General features: G+C 57.8%; 19 protein-coding genes. 6 read left to right on the top strand and 13 right to left on the bottom strand.

Features of this window, described 5'->3' with window-relative positions:
• The first annotated feature begins 39 nt into the window (after positions 1-39).
• The 3 genes from ACR0IY_RS21100 (at position 40) to ACR0IY_RS21090 (ending at position 3,259) form a co-directional block, all read left to right on the top strand.
• On the top strand, positions 40-1,281 hold the full coding sequence (locus ACR0IY_RS21100; RefSeq protein ID WP_480676859.1) for a peptidoglycan-binding domain-containing protein: 1,242 nt from the start codon (positions 40-42) through the stop codon (positions 1,279-1,281).
• A 356-nt stretch (positions 1,282-1,637) separates the two neighbouring features.
• A complete protein-coding gene (locus tag ACR0IY_RS21095; protein WP_480676857.1) occupies positions 1,638-2,498 on the top strand; it encodes a hypothetical protein in 861 nt (286 codons plus the stop codon).
• A complete protein-coding gene (locus ACR0IY_RS21090; protein ID WP_480676854.1) occupies positions 2,495-3,259 on the top strand; it encodes a hypothetical protein in 765 nt (254 codons plus the stop codon). The genes ACR0IY_RS21095 and ACR0IY_RS21090 overlap by 4 nt, the downstream gene beginning before the upstream one ends.
• A gap of 525 nt (positions 3,260-3,784) precedes the next feature.
• Here the strand turns inward: ACR0IY_RS21090 and nusG are convergent.
• From nusG to ACR0IY_RS21055, 7 genes are all read right to left on the bottom strand, one after another.
• Positions 3,785-4,318, bottom strand: coding sequence for a transcription termination/antitermination protein NusG (gene nusG / locus ACR0IY_RS21085; protein WP_170415591.1), 534 nt, complete (start codon positions 4,316-4,318; stop codon positions 3,785-3,787).
• Between the two features lie 201 nt (positions 4,319-4,519).
• The gene (secE, locus tag ACR0IY_RS21080) at positions 4,520-4,717 is read right to left on the bottom strand and encodes a preprotein translocase subunit SecE (protein ID WP_058272489.1); all 198 of its coding nucleotides are present in this window, start codon (positions 4,715-4,717) and stop codon (positions 4,520-4,522) included.
• Between the two features lie 82 nt (positions 4,718-4,799).
• Entirely contained in the window at positions 4,800-4,958 is a 159-nt protein-coding gene (ccoS, locus tag ACR0IY_RS21075) for a cbb3-type cytochrome oxidase assembly protein CcoS (RefSeq protein ID WP_170355309.1), read from the bottom strand.
• 5 nt (positions 4,959-4,963) lie between these two features.
• The gene (locus ACR0IY_RS21070) at positions 4,964-7,141 is read right to left on the bottom strand and encodes a heavy metal translocating P-type ATPase (RefSeq protein WP_480676851.1); all 2,178 of its coding nucleotides are present in this window, start codon (positions 7,139-7,141) and stop codon (positions 4,964-4,966) included.
• Positions 7,142-7,145: 4 nt separating this feature from the next.
• Positions 7,146-7,604 (bottom strand): FixH family protein, encoded by a 459-nt coding sequence (locus tag ACR0IY_RS21065; RefSeq protein WP_480676848.1) that lies wholly within the window; start codon positions 7,602-7,604, stop codon positions 7,146-7,148.
• Position 7,605: 1 nt separating this feature from the next.
• On the bottom strand, positions 7,606-9,033 hold the full coding sequence (ccoG, locus tag ACR0IY_RS21060; protein ID WP_480676846.1) for a cytochrome c oxidase accessory protein CcoG: 1,428 nt from the start codon (positions 9,031-9,033) through the stop codon (positions 7,606-7,608).
• A gap of 101 nt (positions 9,034-9,134) precedes the next feature.
• Positions 9,135-10,010 (bottom strand): LysR family transcriptional regulator, encoded by an 876-nt coding sequence (locus tag ACR0IY_RS21055; RefSeq protein ID WP_480676844.1) that lies wholly within the window; start codon positions 10,008-10,010, stop codon positions 9,135-9,137.
• A gap of 100 nt (positions 10,011-10,110) precedes the next feature.
• Here ACR0IY_RS21055 and ACR0IY_RS21050 point away from each other — a divergent pair, with 100 nt between their 5' ends.
• Positions 10,111-10,248 (top strand): hypothetical protein, encoded by a 138-nt coding sequence (locus tag ACR0IY_RS21050; protein WP_480676842.1) that lies wholly within the window; start codon positions 10,111-10,113, stop codon positions 10,246-10,248.
• 137 nt (positions 10,249-10,385) lie between these two features.
• Here the strand turns inward: ACR0IY_RS21050 and ccoP are convergent, their stop codons facing one another.
• The 4 genes from ccoP to ccoN are packed head-to-tail and all read right to left on the bottom strand — an operon-like array spanning position 10,386 to position 13,814.
• The gene (gene ccoP / locus ACR0IY_RS21045; RefSeq protein ID WP_480676840.1) at positions 10,386-11,249 is read right to left on the bottom strand and encodes a cytochrome-c oxidase, cbb3-type subunit III; all 864 of its coding nucleotides are present in this window, start codon (positions 11,247-11,249) and stop codon (positions 10,386-10,388) included.
• Complete coding sequence (locus ACR0IY_RS21040; RefSeq protein WP_480676838.1) at positions 11,246-11,452, bottom strand: cbb3-type cytochrome c oxidase subunit 3; 207 nt, start codon at positions 11,450-11,452, stop codon at positions 11,246-11,248. Before ACR0IY_RS21040 ends, ccoP begins: the two co-directional genes overlap by 4 nt.
• Positions 11,453-11,463: 11 nt before the next feature.
• Positions 11,464-12,192: a cytochrome-c oxidase, cbb3-type subunit II gene (gene ccoO, locus ACR0IY_RS21035; protein WP_480676837.1), complete on the bottom strand. Its 729-nt coding sequence runs from the start codon at positions 12,190-12,192 to the stop codon at positions 11,464-11,466.
• 14 nt (positions 12,193-12,206) lie between these two features.
• Positions 12,207-13,814, bottom strand: a complete 1,608-nt coding sequence (gene ccoN / locus ACR0IY_RS21030; RefSeq protein WP_480676835.1) for a cytochrome-c oxidase, cbb3-type subunit I — start codon at positions 13,812-13,814, stop codon at positions 12,207-12,209.
• 197 nt (positions 13,815-14,011) lie between these two features.
• On the opposite strand from ccoN, the gene ACR0IY_RS21025 reads away from it, so the two are divergent.
• Entirely contained in the window at positions 14,012-14,851 is an 840-nt protein-coding gene (locus ACR0IY_RS21025; RefSeq protein WP_480676834.1) for a universal stress protein, read from the top strand.
• A gap of 43 nt (positions 14,852-14,894) precedes the next feature.
• Here ACR0IY_RS21025 and ACR0IY_RS21020 read toward each other — a convergent pair whose 3' ends face one another.
• Together ACR0IY_RS21020 and fnrL are read right to left on the bottom strand one after the other, a co-directional pair.
• On the bottom strand, positions 14,895-15,146 hold the full coding sequence (locus ACR0IY_RS21020; protein ID WP_480676832.1) for a GlsB/YeaQ/YmgE family stress response membrane protein: 252 nt from the start codon (positions 15,144-15,146) through the stop codon (positions 14,895-14,897).
• Between the two features lie 73 nt (positions 15,147-15,219).
• Complete coding sequence (gene fnrL, locus ACR0IY_RS21015) at positions 15,220-15,963, bottom strand: transcriptional regulator FnrL (RefSeq protein WP_480676830.1); 744 nt, start codon at positions 15,961-15,963, stop codon at positions 15,220-15,222.
• A gap of 61 nt (positions 15,964-16,024) precedes the next feature.
• On the opposite strand from fnrL, the gene hemN reads away from it, so the two are divergent.
• Positions 16,025-17,380, top strand: a complete 1,356-nt coding sequence (gene hemN, locus ACR0IY_RS21010) for an oxygen-independent coproporphyrinogen III oxidase (protein ID WP_480676828.1) — start codon at positions 16,025-16,027, stop codon at positions 17,378-17,380.
• The last annotated feature ends 40 nt before the right edge of the window (positions 17,381-17,420 follow it).

The raw sequence follows: 17,420 nt of genomic DNA, 5'->3' as shown, positions 1-17,420 counted from the left end.
ATACTCCGAGAAAATTGAAATTATTTGTGGAGGTTAATTATGATCATTCGTTTGATACTAACGCTTGGCATCGCGTTTTCGTTTGCCCTGGCTGCCCCTCAGACGGCACGGGCCGATGCCGGGGATTTCCTCGGCGGTGCGGTTGTCGGTGGCGTCGTAGGCTATGCAATCGGTAAGGACCAGCAGAAGAAAAAAGCCCGGACAACTACGACAACGCGTTCCTATCGGTCGGGCATCCCATCGACCTCACAAGGCGCACAGACACAGACGGCGCTCAATTACTTTGGCTACAATGCCGGACGGGTCGATGGCCAGGTCGGCCGTGGGACCCGCGCTGCGATCGAACGCTATCAGGTTTCAATGGGCTATCCCGTGAATGGGTATGATTTCCAACCGTATCAGCGGGATTTCCTGATGCAGGCCTACTATTGGGCGACAAGCGGTGGTCAGGCCACCACCCAACTCGCAGGCCAACCGCTGCTGATGGCGTACCGTCAACAGCTTCATAGCGGCTCTGCCCTGGCAGCAGCTCCACAGCCCCCGGCGCAGGCTGCGCCTCAACCCGCGACACAGACCGCCCCGGTTTTCACTTCGCAAGAGACCCAGCCCCCAGCGGACACGACGGAAACAACTTCCGCCAGCCTGCCGAGCCTGTTTTCAGGAGGGACCGGAGGCCCATCACTCGCCAATCGCTGTAGCGCCGTTATGCTTCAAACTTCGACCAATGGTGGCTACACGACCTTGTCCAACATGTCCGACCCTGATTTTGCGCTGAGCGAACAGTTCTGCCTCGCCCGCAGCTACGCCATGGGGCGCGGTGAAGATTTGATGCAGGACATCCAGGGGCTGACACCGGATCAGGTGGCCGCTCAGTGCGCATCGTACGGTGAGATGTTAGCACCGCAAGTTGATGCGCTGTCGCTCAACTCCAAAACCGAGGCTGAGACCCAGATACGCAAACTTGCGCTGGACTCTGGGCTTAGCCCCGCAGATCTTGCCGCGACCAGCAAGGTTTGCCTGGCAATGGGCTACCGTCAGGACAACATGGATACCGCTGTTGGTTCTGCCCTGATGCTGGTTGCGATGGGTGAACCCGCCTACGGAGAGCTGATCGGGCACCACTTGCGCGAAGGTTTCGGTGTGCAGCAACGCCGTGATCTTGCGATGCAGTGGTACGATGCGAGCCTGTCCGCGCTGGACGCCGGTTCACAGGCGGTGTTCTTGCCGTCCCAGTCTGACCGCCCGCAACTCCTGCGCGCGGCTATGATTCAGGCCCAATAAGTCGGAACTTAAGACGTCATCGATGCTGAAATTCTGAAACGAAAACGCCGCAATGCGTACTGCATCGCGGCGTTTACAATAGAGCGAAGACCCTCCCCAAGATCTGCTTCGCTACCTGCCTGAAACCGAGTTCGACAGGGCTCCTTGGCCATTGTCGAAACGGTGGCTAGCGTTGGGGGATCGGAGGGCTTGGCAAGGGGTTGCACCATCGCCCCGAATGACCCTTTTGCGTTCTGGCCGGGTGCCAGTGAAAGTTGATATTCTCGGAACGGAATAATTTATTTGAATACATAAGTTGCTTACGAGGCGCAGGTAGGTATCTTGGTACAACTTGGACACAAAAGAGGTGGTCAGGGATGGCATCATCTCGGCTGAACAAGGGACTACTGATCTGCGTTCTTTTTGCTATGCAGCCAGGATGCGGCAGTAAAGCTCAAGATCAAGGTGCCGCGTCCGGGACCGCCACCGAAACCGACGGGCTCAACAGCGCTGCTTTCACCTCAACTGCGGGAATTGATCCGGCCACGTATGCTGGTCGATTTCAGATCAAACTAACCAAGGAAGTTCCGCTGCGCGAAATTCCCGTTCCCTTCACTGTCTACGGAGGCCTTGAGGAATCCAGCCCGACCCGTTTGCGATTGAGGGCATTCATGGATTTGCGCGGATTGCAGGAAAAAGCGCCGCAGATACTAACTGGCCCACTGGAAGAAACCTGTAAACGCCAGATTTACCTTGAGGTCCAAGACGTCACCGCCATTGGCGATAGCGTCAGAGTCGAGGGTTCCGCCCGCGCACAGTTTACGAGATGTAACCGAAGAGAAGAAGCTGGCTTTCAGTATTTTGGGGCTACAGTGGATGCAATTGCTGTCGCTAAAGCGGAAGTAAAGGGCCAATGCCTTACATTCAGTATCAATAGTGTTGACCTTAGCCCGCGTGGCTTCATTGGCACAGTCTCTAACCTCTTCGGGCTGACAAACCGAATAAACGAAGCGGTCCTCGAAAAGGGTGGCGAGTTTTTGGCTGCCCACCCGGTTTGCCCACCATTACCCGAAGAATTCTCTGTTCTCGATCCAATCTACGAGTCCGGAGGCACACGCGAAATTGCGCCGGGCGGTTTGGGCGCCGCAGTAGTTGGTTCGGCTGATGTCAGCGCCGAGACAATAGTCAAAGTCCTTGGAGGTCTGAAGGAGCTTGGCGTTTTGGAGTTTGCCGAATGAGACTTTGGTTGCTTTTCCCGGTCTTGATGGCAGTTGCTGTAGGTGCCCGGGCCCCCAATGCGCAGCAAGTGAGCTTTGTCATCGACGCGACACTCCCGGTGCGTGATACAGAATTGCCCTATACGCTTGACCTGAACCTCTCTGCCGTTGCGTCTACCCGGATCGGCGTGGGGGCCCTTCTCGATCTACGCGAAATTCAGAAAATTGTGCCTGAGCGGCTTGCTGACAACGCAATTGTCGACAATTGCGGCCTGCAAGTCAGACTCGATGACTTGAGCTTTGAGGCCCAGGGCGATGCTATAGATTTGGATGGGGATGTAACCGTCACGATTTTCGAATGTAGCCGAACCAGCGATCGCGACTTTCAGCGTGGGGATCAAAAAAGGGCTATCCTGGCGAACATGTCCACCGAAGCGACTGTCGAGTTACGCGACAATTGTGCCTATTTCAAACTCATCGATCTTACACTTACGGCCCCTGAAGAACAGCGAGAGCAGCTTCTCGAGGCCGACACCTTGGACTCTGTCAAGGAATTGATGCTGGCTGCGGTGGACCTTGTGTTAAACGAAACCCCTTTGTGCCCAGAGTTACCGGCAGAACTCGCTTCACTTGATCCGGTTTATGAAAATGGCGGTCCAAAAGAGATCGGAGACGGTGGGCTTGGTGTTTACCTTGACGGATCGGTGGATGTCAGTCCTTCGACAATTCTCGACATTCTAACAGTTCTTCAACAACAAGAACTGATACCTGGTCCACCCTAGCTTGAGGGCGCTCAAATGTTCAGTGACGGGGCCTGCCGAACAATTCGAAACAGGCCGGTCTTGTCCGTAAAAGCTGAAACCTTGGGATTGCCTGCGGTCTAGGGTTCCAGGGCCGCAGCCACACGCAAAACCCCTTCTTCAGAACTTCGAACGAAGTAGAGAACCACCCCCCTTCAAGAAGCTTTGGCTCAAAGACGATTGAGGCTGCGTTCACATGGGAACGGCTGGGGTGGCACTGCATTCTGTAAGGCAGTTTTCGATGCCATCCCTGACAGTGCGCCAGCATAGCCACAACCATCCGACGAATATCCAAGGCAAACTATTATTGGCCGGAACACGGGTTTTCTTCACCCCCCACATCGAAAGTCTGCTACCTGACACATTCATTGCTTCAGCTGTTGTTTTTGACGCCGCTTGCATTAGTTGCGCGCGCTTTTTCCACGCCAAATTCACATGCAACACTGGCACAAAAAACGCCACGCTGCTCATAGCACCGTGGCGTTAAAGTAATCTCTGAAAAGCCGTTCAGCTCTGCTTGGTAACCTGCGTGAAGTCCAGCTCGACCGGGGTTTCCCGACCAAAGATCGAGACCGATACCTTCAGCTTCTGGTTCTCGTCGTCTACGCCCTCGACCATACCGTCGAAATCCTCGAACGGGCCGTCGTTGACCTTGACCTTCTCGCCCACTTCGAACGAGATCATCAGTTTCGGCGCTTCCTCGCCTTCCTGAACGCGGTTGAGGATCTGGTTCACCTCAGCATCGCGCATTGGCATCGGGCGGCCTTGCGGGCCCAGAAAGCCGGTGACGCGATTGATCGAGTTCACAAGGTGATAACCCTGATCCGACATCTCCATATGCACCAGCACATAGCCCGGCATAAAGCGGCGTTCGGTCGTGACCTTCTTGCCCCGGCGCACTTCGATTACCTCTTCGGTGGGCACCAGCACTTCGTCGATATCGTCCTCAAGGCCCTGCTCAGCCACCGACGTGCGGATCTGTTCTGCGATCTTCTTTTCGAAATTCGAAAGAACGCTGACCGAGTACCACCGTTTCGCCATGAACCTGTCGTCCTTGTTTGTCTTCGGCGTATCCGATCTGCCAGACACTGCCGTCATTAAAATCCTATCACGCCACCCGGAATAAAAAGCGGCGCGCAGCCCGAATCGCCGCACGCCCATTCCGAATAGTACCGTGTCAACTACTCTGACATCGCGCGCTGTGCAAGGGGGCAGTGGCGTTTCCGCCCTGCCCGAACCACCTTAGCCGAACGCGCCGAGGATCAGCTGTAGGCCGCCGCGAATGCCCAGATCGACCAACGCAAAGAAAACGGCTGTCAGCGCCGCCATGATGAACACCATGACCGTGGTCAGCAGCACCTCGCGCCGGGTCGGCCAGACGACCTTTGCAACTTCGGCACGGACTTGCTGAATGAACTGGATCGGATTCATAGTTGCCATTTGGCTTGGTTCTCTCTGCTAGCGGATGGGCCGGACATAACCGGGCATTGCGGCAATTTCAAGGGCGCTTGGACTCACTGCATCAAGGCTTGGGCTTGTCATCCCATTCATCGCTCAGGATGCGCCGAGCGTCGCCCTCGGGGTCGTCGTACTGGTTCGAGCGCACCGTATAGACAAACGCAACCAGACCAACCCCGCCCAGAAACAGGGAAATCGGTATCAAATAGGCCAGAACTTCCATATCAACTACCTCAGGCGCAGGGCGTTCAGGGACACAGTGATAGACGATGTCGACATCGCCAGCGCCGCAATCAGTGGTGTCGCCAACCCAGCCACGGCCAGCGGTACGGCAATGATATTATAGACCGTCGCGATACGGAAGTTCTCGCGAATCCGTTTGGTTGCTTTGACGGCTGTGTCACAGGCAGCGGCAATCGGGGCCAGATCATTGCCCAACAGCACGATATCCGACGCTACCCGCGCCGCGTCCAGCGCCGAAGCCGGTGAAATCGAGACATGCGCCGCAGCCAGCGCGGCAGTGTCGTTTAGCCCGTCGCCGACCATCAGAACATGGCGGCTTTTTTCGCGCAGTTCCTGAATATGGGCCGCTTTGTCCTGTGGCAGGGCCTGCGCGATCCAGGTCCCGATACCTAGCTTGCCGGCCAGCGCCTCGACAGCACCCTGCGTATCACCTGAAATCAGGATCACCTCTTTTCCAGCCTCTTGGAGGGCCTGCACCGCTTCAGCCACGCCGGGGCGCAAAGCGTCCGAGAACAGGAACGCAACAGGCGCCTGTCCTTCGACGGACAGCCAGGCGGCAGTCTGGTTACTTTCGTCACCGCCGGTCCACGCGGCACGGCCCAAACGCACCCGCCGACCCCGATAGGTGCCCTCGGTGCCAAAGCCCGGAGCCTCAGTAGCACCCTCTAGCTTCGCGGGCTTGATCCCCGCATCGCGGGCGGATTGGGTCAGAGCGACGGACAAGGGGTGTGACGACGTCTCGGCCAGTGCCAGAGCGATCTCAAGGTCCGCACGGGAATGATCGCTCAGATTGGTCAGCTCGGGTGTACCGGAAGTCAGCGTTCCGGTTTTGTCGAACACGACCGTATCAACCTCGGCCAGCCGTTCCAACGCGGTGGCGTGTTTGATCAGCATCCCCTTGCGGAACAACCGCCCCGAGGCCGCCGTTGTCACCGCAGGCACTGCCAATCCCAGCGCGCAGGGGCAAGTGATGATCAGAACTGCAGCCGCAATATTCAGCGCGGTGCGGATATCACCCGAGTAGACATACCAGCCCAGAAAACTGAGCGCCGACAGGATGTGGACGCCCGGCGCATAGAGCTTGGCCGCCTTATCCGCCAGTGACGTGTACCGCGATCGCCCGGATTCCGCGATGGCTACCAGATCGGCCATCTGGTGCAGCGAGGTATCTTCGCCCACCGCCGTCGCCTGGATGGTCAGAGGGCCGGTCAGGTTGACCTCACCCGCGCTAACGGTCAGGCCCGCTTCGGCGAACACCGGCAGTGTTTCCCCGGTCAGCAGCGACCGATCCAATTCCGACTGGCCCGAGACGATCTGCCCGTCCACGGGCATACGGCCTCCGGGCCGGACGAGAACCAGATCTCCTACAGCCAGAGACGACACGGCCACTTCCTTTTCCACGTCATCGACCAATTTGATGGCTCGAGGCACCTCAAGCGCTGTTAATTCCTCGGCAGCGGATCGGGCGGCGGCGCGGGTGCGGTAATCCAGATAGCGCCCGGCCAGCAGGAAAAAGGTTAGCGTTAGGGCTGCATCAAAATAGGCATGTTCACCGCTAAGGGCGGTTTCCCAAAGCGATGTGATCAACGCCAGAATGATCGCCAGGACAATCGGCACGTCCATGTTCAGGCGACGTACACGCAGGGCGCTCCAGGCGTTGGCAAAGAAGGGTTGCGCTGAAAACGCAATCGCAGGCAGCGCGATAGCTGCCGAAATCCAGTGGAACAGATCGCGCGTTGCGTCTGTGGCCCCGGACCAGACCGACACCGACAGCAGCATCACATTCATCGAGGCAAACCCGGCCACCGCCAGACGCATCAGCAGATCGCGCCCAGCCTTGTCCGCCTGCGTTGCCGACAGCGCGCCGGGGTCCAGCTCATGCGCCTCGAAACCTGCGCGTTCCAATACCGGGATCAGGTCGGCTGCGCGCAGGTCGGGTGCAGCCTTCACCATCGCACGCTTGAGGGTCAGGTTGACCCGCGCGCCCTCGACCCCCGGGTGGGCATTCAGTTCCCGCTCTACCGTCGCAATACAGGCCGAGCAATGGATGCCCGGCAGAGACAGCGCGATCTGAACATCCTGAGGCACCGGCCGGACCGGCTCTGCCGGCGTGGCAATGCATCCCGGGCAGGCCGCCGTTCCAGGAGAGAGCTGCGCCGTCATCCCGTCACCCCTTCACGTACAGCGGAACGCGCTGGGCAAATTCCGCGCCATCATGATCCTTGGCCACCAGACGGATATTCCAGTTGCCCTTACCCAGCGCCGCAGGGGTCGCATAGGATTGTCCATCAAAAATGAAATCGGGTGAGAAATCGTCTTTTACATGTGTGGCCCGTCCGACAACCGCCTGAAGTTCCGCCACCTCAACCGGAGCGCCGGTCTTGTCGGTGATGTGCAGGATCAGCAGCCCACCGGAAACCTCGGCCCGAATGGTCCAGCCCAGCGCCTGCTGCTCTTGCAGGCGCTCGTTGAATTCCTGGCTGGCAACGTAAGAGTTTTTAACCTCGAGCCCCGGAAAGGTTTCGACCGCTTTGTAGGCCAAAAGCAGGTTCACAGCGATGATCACGCCAAAGGCGGCGACGAAAACCGCCAAAGCGTGCTTGCCGGTGAATTGACGTTCGGCCATCTCAGTTTCCTTGCCCGTTGAACGTGGTGTCCTTATAGGCACGCTCACCACTTTGCATATCCTCGACCCAAATGCGTACAGAAGTCACATCCGCGACCGCAGGGCCGGTTCCGCCGGCTGCAACAACATAGACGCGGGTCAATTGCGCCGTATCCGCTGCAACATTGACCGTCTCGCCTTCAACCCCCTCGATCTGGATCTGCAATGCTGGGTCACCAGTCAGAGACAGTTTGAACGGCCGGTCTTCACCATGTTTGTTGCGCAGGCGCACGTCATAGGTGTTGCGGATCGTACCGTCAGACAATGTCACAAAGGTCGGGTTTCGCACAGGCGCCACGGTCAGATCGATATCGGACCGGATGAACAGAGCGAACAGCAGGGCAAAGCCTACCGCCGACCACATGGCCGTGTACATGATCGTCCGGGGCCGCAGGACGTGTTTCCAAACCGGCTTGGGTGGCTCTCCCGACCTTTCACGCGGCTCATCACTCAGCGCCATATAGTCGATCAGACCGCGGGGTTTGCCGATCTTGGCCATCATGTCATCGCAGGCGTCGATACACAGGGCGCAGGTGATGCACTCCATTTGCTGGCCATCGCGGATGTCGATACCCACGGGACAGACATTCACACAGGCCATGCAATCGATGCAGTCGCCCAGTTCGGTATCCGCCGTACGCTTGCCTTTGCCACGTGGTTCACCGCGCCATTCGCGATAACCAACGACCAGAGTATCCTCGTCCATCATCGCGGCCTGAATACGAGGCCAAGGACAGGCGTAGATGCAGATTTGTTCACGCGCAAAGCCGCCGAACAGGAAGGTCGTTCCCGTCAAAATCAGCATCGTTGTATAGGCAACCGGATGAGCATTCCCGGTAACCAGATCGCGTGCCAATGTGGGGGCGTCAGCGAAATAGAAAATCCAGGCGCCGCCGGTGGCTAGGCCGATCAGGAACCATACGGTCCATTTTGTCAGCCGCAGCCGGGCCTTGCGGAAATCAAGTTTTTCCTGCCGGTGCAGCCGCAACCGGGCGTTGCGGTCGCCCTCGATCCAGCGCTCAACCAGAATGAAAAGGTCGGTCCATACCGTCTGCGGGCAGGCATAGCCGCACCACACACGCCCCAGTGCCGAGGTGAACAGAAACAAGCCCAGACCGGCCATGATCAGCAGGCCAGCAACAAAATAAAACTCGTGCGGCCAGATTTCGATCCAGAAGAAGTAGAATCTGCGGTTCGCCAGATCCAGCAGAACCGCCTGATCCGGCAGGCTGGGCCCGCGATCCCAGCGAATCCAGGGTGTCACGTAGTAAATACCCAAGGTAACCGCCAGAATGATCCATTTCAGATTGCGAAACGGTCCAGAGACACGCCGGGGAAAGATGGGCTCCCTGGCAGCATAAAGGCTGGGGGCGGGGTCGGAATCGCTCACGGGCTGGCTCCAGATATGTGTATTTTTTCGGCGTCTTGTTCCAGATCATACACGCATTCACTTTGACATGGGTCAAAAGCGCATCGTGCAGACACCTTTTGTCACAGGTCACCTGCCTGCCGTCGCAGCCAGCGGACAAAGGTTTTAACTGCGGGGCGCAGGGGAACATCCCGCGTAACAAGGTGATAACCGCGCTCGCCCGGTTCCTGGAACAATTCGACAATACGACCCGCCGCGATGTCCTGCTCGACAAAATGCCGCGCCGTGGCCGTCACACCCTGACCCGCGCGCAAACCTTCCAGCAGAAGATCACCGGGCATCGAGATTCGCCCTGCGCGCGGCCCGTGTTCGATACCCTGTCGGGCCAACCAGGTCGTCGCCTCTGTTCTGCCGAATTCCTCAAGCCACGGCAACTGACTTAGCGCTTCGGGCGACCACGTTGTTTTATCGCCCAGCAACGAAGGGGCGGCGACAATGACAATCGGGCTTTGCAGCAATAGTTCCGATTTAAGCCCGGGCCATTCGCCTTCCCCGTATCTGATCGCCACATCCACTCCACCCGGGCGCAGGCTGACATGGTGCGGTGACGGGTCTAGTGCCAGATTGATGTCCGGATGCTGTGACTGAAACGCGGGCAAGCGTGGCATCAGCCAAGACGCGGCAAACGCAGATGTCAGGGTGACATGAACCGCACGGTCATCGGTGGTTTGAAGCAGATCCGCGACGGTATCGCCGATGGCCCCAAACCCCAGATGCAGGGCACGGGCCAGTTTTTCACCCTCGGGCGTCAGGGTCATGGATTTCCCCCGGCGATCCAGCAGAGCAGAGCCCAGGTGCTTTTCCAAAGCTCTCAATTGTTGACTGATGGCAGCGTGGCTGACATTCAAAGAAATTCCCGCCTGCACGACATTCCCCGCCTCAGCAAAAGCGTGAAATGCTCTGAGTGATGCAAGCGGCGGCATCTTTATCCAATCCATATGTAACCTCTGATTACATGTTGAATAACCAATTGAGTCGCATTTTCCGGCTTGGAGATCAATCCTGTGGACAGTCGAAACCCATTTCAGGAGAGGTCAGATGCTCTCAATCCTTGCCAAATCATTCATGGTCGCCGCTCAAACGGATGCCCGTCCGGAAACGAAAAAACGGCAATGGCTGCCCGAAGGCCACTGGTGGAAAGAAAACAAAGGCGCGCAGCGTTCCGACTATAAATAACCCGTCCTCTGGACCGTGTCAGAACAGATCGGTAGTCTTGGAAAGTAGCACCGGCTGTTCTGGAAACGCGCGAACAGATGGAACAGCCGGTGCCTCAACCTTCGGGCGGTGAACCGTCCGAAGGTATTCTTTTGCCGCTACTGACCGCCACCCAGTTGGTGGACATAAGCTGTGACAGCGCGGATTTGCGCCTCGGTCAGACGGTTTTCCCACGCCGGCATCACGCCGAAGCGGCTGTTGGTGACAGTTTCGGTCAACGCTTCCTCGCTGCCGCCATAAAGCCAAATGGCATCGGTCAGGTTCGGTGCGCCCTGGGTGACATCACCTGTTCCGTCTTCACCGTGGCATGAGACACAATTGGTTTCGAAAACATCCTTGCCCGCCTGAGCAGCCGCGTCGTCGGTTTGCGCATTGGTCAGCGACATCACGTACTGAACGACCTGCGTGATCTCGTCACGCTCAAGGATCTCACCGAAAGCTGGCATCTCGGAATAACGCGCATCGTCACTTTCCTCGTTGCGGATGCCATGGGCAACGGTGGTCTCGATATCTTCGAGCGAACCGCCCCACAGCCATGCATCATCCAGCAGGTTCGGGAAGCCCGGCGCGCCCTGCGCACCCGAACCGTGACACTGCGCGCACCAGGTACGGAAGACAGCACCCCCCGCGTTCACTGCGTATTGCTGCAGCTCGGCATCCTTGGCAATGTCCTCCAGCGGGGTCTCTACCAGTTTGGCATTCAAGGGAGCGTTGGCCTCTTCGAAGGCGACCATCTCTTCCTGCACAATTGCGCGCGAGGACCAGCCCAGAACACCCGCAGTTGCAGAATGAACCAACGGCCAGGCCGGGTACATGATCGTATAGATCACACCCCAGAAGATCGTGGCGTAGAAGGTCCACAGCCACCAACGCGGCATTGGGTTGTCGAACTCTTCGATACCGTCCCAGCTGTGGCCCGTGGTATTTGGATCGCCCGGCTGTTTTTCAGGTGTCTTGCTCATTGCCGCGCCTCCTTGGATGTGGCGGGTTTGTCTTGCTGAGGCGCTGGGGCATCAGCGTGCCGGAATGGAATGTTGGCAGTGTCTTTGTATCCCTTGCTGGCGCCGGGTCGGAAAACCCAGATGACGATGCCAACAAAGAAGGTGAACAACAGCAGCAACATCCAGCTATCCGCAAATTGTCTTAGGAGAGTATATTCTTCCATCTGATCCCTCCTTAGCGGTTTGCATCAGGCGTAAAGGTCGAGAAATCGACCAGCGTGCCCAGCATCTGCAGATAAGCAACCAACGCGTCGGCCTCGGTCAGCTCGGGCTGGCCGTCAAAATTGCGCACATTCACCTTGTCGCCGTACCGCTCGAGCAGCCCGTCATAGTCACTGTCCGGGTCGGCCTGAGCGCGGAAATCAGCCTGCGCATTTTCGACCATTTCGTCAGTGTAGGGGGTGCCGACCATGGCATTTGCCGCCATCACGTCGCCGATATATCTGCCGTCAATTTTGCGGTGCTCAAGGTAGCCGTATTTCGGCATCACCGATTCAGGCACCACCGATTGCGGATCGCGCAGGTGGTCCACCTGCCACTGGTCCGAATAACGGCCACCGACACGCGCCAGATCAGGCCCGGTGCGCTTGGACCCCCATTGGAACGGGTGGTCATACATCGACTCGGCCGCTAGCGAGTAGTGGCCGTAGCGCTCGACCTCGTCCCGCATCGGGCGGATCATCTGGCTGTGACAGACATAGCAGCCTTCGCGAATGTAGATGTCACGACCCGCCAGTTCGAGAGGGGTGTAAGGGCGCATACCCTCCACCTTCTCGATAGTGTTCTCAAGATAGAACAGGGGCGTGATCTGCACGATGCCACCGATGGTCACGACCAAAAAGCTGAACACCAGCAGGAGGGTCGCGTTGGTCTCGAGGATCTTGTGTTTGTCGAGAATTGCCATTGCTCCGGCCCTCCTTATTCAGCCGGGACCGCGACGGTCAGGCTGGCCTCTTTGGCCGGCGCTTTCCGAACGGTCATCCACAGGTTGTAGCACATGATGAGCGAACCGGCGACGAACAGGACGCCACCCAGAGCACGTACCACATACATCGGGAATTTGGCGGCCACGGTGTCGGCGAACGAGTTCACCAGGAAGCCATTGGCATCCACTTCGCGCCACATCAGGCCCTCCATGATACCGGTGACCCACATCGACGCGGCGTATAGCACGATGCCGATCGTGGCGAGCCAGAAGTGCCAGCTGACCATCTGCAGCGAATACAGACGCTCACGTTTCCACAGGACGGGCACCAGGAAGTACAGCGCGCCAAAGGTGATCATGCCATTCCAGCCCAGCGCGCCTGAGTGCACGTGACCAATGGTCCAGTCGGTGTAGTGCGACAGGCTGTTGACCGCGCGGATCGACATCATCGGGCCTTCAAATGTGGACATGCCGTAGAAGCCGACCGAGATCACCATCATGCGGATCACCGGGTCGGTGCGCAGCTTGTCCCATGCACCCGAAAGGGTCATCAGGCCGTTGATCATGCCACCCCACGAAGGCATCCACAGGATGATCGAGAACACCATACCCAGCGTCGAGGCCCAGTCAGGGAGCGCGGTATAGTGCAGGTGGTGCGGACCGGCCCAGATATACAGGAAGATCAGTGCCCAGAAGTGGATGATCGACAGCTTATAGCTGAACACCGGGCGTTCAGCCTGTTTCGGGATGAAGTAATACATCATGCCCAGAAAACCCGCAGTCAGGAAGAAACCCACAGCGTTGTGACCGTACCACCACTGGATCATGGCATCCTGAACGCCCGACCAGACGATGACCGATTTCGAGCCCCAGATGCTGACAGGGATGGTCATGTTGTTGACCAGGTGCAGCATGGCGACGGTCACGATGAACGCCAGATAGAACCAGTTGGCCACATAGATGTGGGGCTCTTTCCGCTTGACCACAGTACCGAGGAACACAGCCAGATAAGCCACCCAGACAATTGTCAGCCACAAATCGACATACCATTCAGGTTCGGCGTATTCCTTGGACTGGGTTCCACCCAGCACATATCCAGTTGCCGCCAGTACGATGAAAAGCTGATAGCCCCAGAACACAAACCACGCGAGGTTGCCGCCCCACAGGCGAGCAGCGCTTGTACGCTGCACCACGTAGAACGATGTCGCAATCAGCGCGTTGCCGCCAAAGGCAAAAATCACCGCCGAGGTGTGCAGCGGACGCAAGCGACCAAAGTTCAAATAGCCCTGCGCCCATTCAAAGTTCAGCGCCGGAAAGGCCAGTTGGAACGCGATAAAAGTTCCGGCCAGAAACCCGATGACCCCCCAAAAGGCAGTTGCGATCACGCCATAGCGGATCACGTCATCCATGTATTCCGCCGAACGGTCCACGAGAATATCTGGCTCATCCGTGTTTCTAAGCGTCCAGATGAACAACCCACCGGCGATCAGCATCACCAGAATTGCGTGCACCTGATACGCCAAATCGCGTGCATAATTGGTGCCGATCGCAGCAAACAGCGCGACCAGACCAAGCACGATCAGCTTGATGTAATTTGACATATTGCGTCCCTTTGCCATGCCCCGCGCGATTCTTTTTTGTCGCGGGACCCTTTATGACTGGCCGCTGTTTTGTCGGACGGCGGCCAGAACTGCTTTGATCTGTGTCAAGACAATACCCTGATTTCTGTGACAATCGTAAAGAAAACAACTGGGCTTTCTAGTCGCAGTTGTGCGGGCTCTGAAGACATGAGGTCAGGATGGCTTACAAATCACTTCTCACCGTGATGACGGACAAAAATCTGAGCGCATCGGCGCTGGCGCAGATGGCGGCACTGGCTGCGGCTCAGGACGCGCACGCCGAAGCCCTGTGTCTGGGCGTCGACCGCAGCCAGACCGGGTACTACTATGCGGGCGCGAACGCGCTGATCCTTCAGGAAACGTTGAACCGCGCAAACGCCGAGGCCGAAGAAACTCTGAGCTTTGCAAAGGACTACCTCAGCAAAACCGGGTCGCGCTGGTCCGCCGAAAGCGGCGTGGCCCAGATCGCGGACATCGGGCGTCATGTTGCGCATCGCGCGCGGTTCTCGGATCTGGTTATTCTGCCTCAACCCTATGGGCCGGATCGCGATGCAGAAGCAGAACCCATCGTCGAAGCTGCCATGTTCGAGGGCCATGCCCCTGTGCTGATCACCCCGGATGACGCAGCGCCATTCGATCGACCCGAGACCATATTGATCGGATGGAATGAAAGCGTCGAAGCCATGCGCGCCATCCGCCGCGCCCTGCCCTTCCTGATTCAGGCTGATCTGGTCCGCATCGTCGTGATTGACCCGCCGCGCCATGGCCCGGACCGGTCAGACCCCGGGGGCATGCTGTCACAAATGCTGGCCCGGCACGGGGTGAAGTGTGAAATAGACGTGCTCAGCAAGACCATGTCCCGTGTGTCCGATGTCCTGAACCGCCACGCCTCGGACAGTGAGGCCGACTTGATCGTCATGGGCGCCTATGGGCATTCACGCTTTCGCGAAGCCATATTGGGCGGCGCGACCCGGAATATGCTAGAACAGGCATCCGTGCCTGTTTTTCTGGCCCACTGAGGAACTCTGAATTCGCTTAAACCGCTCCTCTGGGCGGTTTACCCTACCGTTTCACCAACCCGATCAGGAACAGTAGAATGACTGCGCCGATCGTGGCGAAGAAAATGGATGAGAAGACGCCACCGCCCACCGCAAAACCCAGTGCCGGAAAGATCAGGCCCGCCAAAAACGCGCCGACAATACCAACGATGATGTTGCCGATCAGGCCAAAACCGCGGCCTTCCATGATCTTGCCCGACAGCCATCCGGCGATCGCGCCAATGAACAGCATCGCCAGAATGCTACTGAATGTCATGGGTGACTCCTGAGGTTTGTTTCGCTCAGGCCAGTTAAACACGACAGATCGCTTCCGTCACGCGACGATATCTTCAGACCAGAAATCCACCATCCGCATCGTCGCCAGCCTCTTCCATCAACCGGCCCATATCCGGGATGGTAACGTGGCGTTTGCCTTCCAATACGATGACGTCGTCTTTCTTCAGCGCCGATATCTGACGGCTGACGGTTTCCAGTGTCAGCCCAAGGTAATCCGCCATCGCTTCACGCGTTAGCGGCAGGTCGAACACGATCGGGCCCGAGTTTCCTTTCGCACTGATCGACGCATCCCGGCGGGCAATGATCGACAACAGGCTGGCGATTTTCTCGCGGGCGGTTTTACGCCCCAGAACCAGCATCCACTCACGAGCAGCGTCCAGTTCATCCAGCGTCATCTGCAGCAGCCTGTGCGCGATATGCGGGGTTTTGCCCATCAGCTCTTCGAACGGTTTTTTGCGGAAACAGCACATCACAAGATCGGTCGTTGCCTGCACGTCATAGGGCGCAGAATCGCGGCCCGGCCGCCCGACGAAATCGCTGGGCAACAAAAGACCTACCATCTGAGTCCGGCCATCCTCCATCGTTTGCGTCAGCGACGCGATGCCCGACACTACAGAACCTACGAAATTCATCTGATCTCCTGACCAGATAATCGTCTGACCAGCTTCGAAACTGCGGTAATATTTTATGCCTTCGAGCTCTTCCAACTCGTCCACTTCACAATGGGCGCACACGGCACGGTGCCGAATGGGGCATTCTGCGCAGTTTGTATGGTCAAATTTTGATATCGGTGTCATGCACGTTCCCACTTGATCTCGGTCAAGGTTTCCCAGCGAACCGTCCTTTAACGGTATCGACATGATAGTGAAACCGCAATTGGCCAAGCTTGGACTATTTGACGCGAAAGTTCCGCGTTACACAAGCTATCCCACCGCCCCCCATTTCAACAATGACGTGGGGGCAAGTCTTTACGGCGACTGGATTTCCGGGATCAAACCGGGCAGCGCCGTATCATTGTATATCCATGTTCCGTTCTGCCGCAGGCTGTGCTGGTTCTGCGCCTGTCGCACGCAAGGCACCCAGACCGACAATCCGGTGATTGCCTATGTGGACGTCTTGAAGGCAGAATTGGATTTGCTGGCCGCGCGCCTGCCTGCTGGCGTCACTCTGTCGCGCCTGCATTGGGGTGGTGGCACACCGACCCTGCTAAATGCCGACCTGATGCGCGACCTGGCTGCTCGGATTCTAGAGGTTGTACCCCTTGGACCCGATGCAGAGTTCTCGGTTGAAATCGACCCCAACGAAATTGACGAGGCCCGTCTGGATGCCTTGGCCGAATCCGGGATGAACCGCGCCTCGATCGGTGTTCAGGATTTCGACGATGAAATCCAGAAAACCATCGGCCGCATTCAAAGCTATGACACCACGCGCAAAGCTGTCGAGATGATCCGTAAGCGCGGCATTTCCAGCCTGAACGCGGATATTCTTTACGGCCTGCCGCACCAGACCAAAACGCGGATGACGGAAAGCGTACAAAAGCTGCTGTCACTCAGCCCAGATCGCGTGGCGCTTTATGGATATGCGCATGTACCGTGGATGGCCAAGCGGCAGCAGTTGATTCCGTCAGATGCCCTGCCCACGCCCGAGCAGCGGCTTGACCTGTTTGACACCGCGCGCCGCCTTTTCATGTGGGACAACTACGCCGAGATCGGGATCGACCATTTTGCAACGCAGGATGACGGTCTGACCCATGCGCTACGGGCCGGACGGCTAAAGCGGAACTTTCAGGGCTACACCGACGATCAGGCCGAAGTTCTGATTGGTGTCGGCGCCAGCTCAATCTCGCGCTTCCCACAGGGCTATGCCCAGAATGCGCCCGCGACATCGGCCCATACCAAGGCGATCCGCGACGGAGGGTTCTCGACATCGCGCGGGCATCTGTTCAAGGGGCAGGACATATTGCGCGCCCGCCTGATTGAGGCTCTGATGTGCGATTTCCAGATCAACACTGCGGAAATCCTGCGCAATCACAGCGTCACCGCCTCCGAGTTGCACGAAATGTACCACCGCGCCAACGCCGAGTTCGACGGCATATTGCGCATCACCGACGACGGTCTGTTCATCCCGGTCGAGGCCCGTCCCCTGACCCGGATGATCGCCCGCAGTTTTGACGCATATGACCTCAGCAAGGCGGGCCACAGTTCCGCAATCTGACTCGTCAAGCGGACAGGGCTTGACGCGAAGGGTCGGTTTT

The sequence above is a fragment of the Ruegeria sp. BC1 genome, assembly GCF_056539305.1.
The sequence above is the reverse complement of the archived record's forward strand: the minus strand, read 5'-3'. Positions and strand labels throughout refer to the sequence as shown.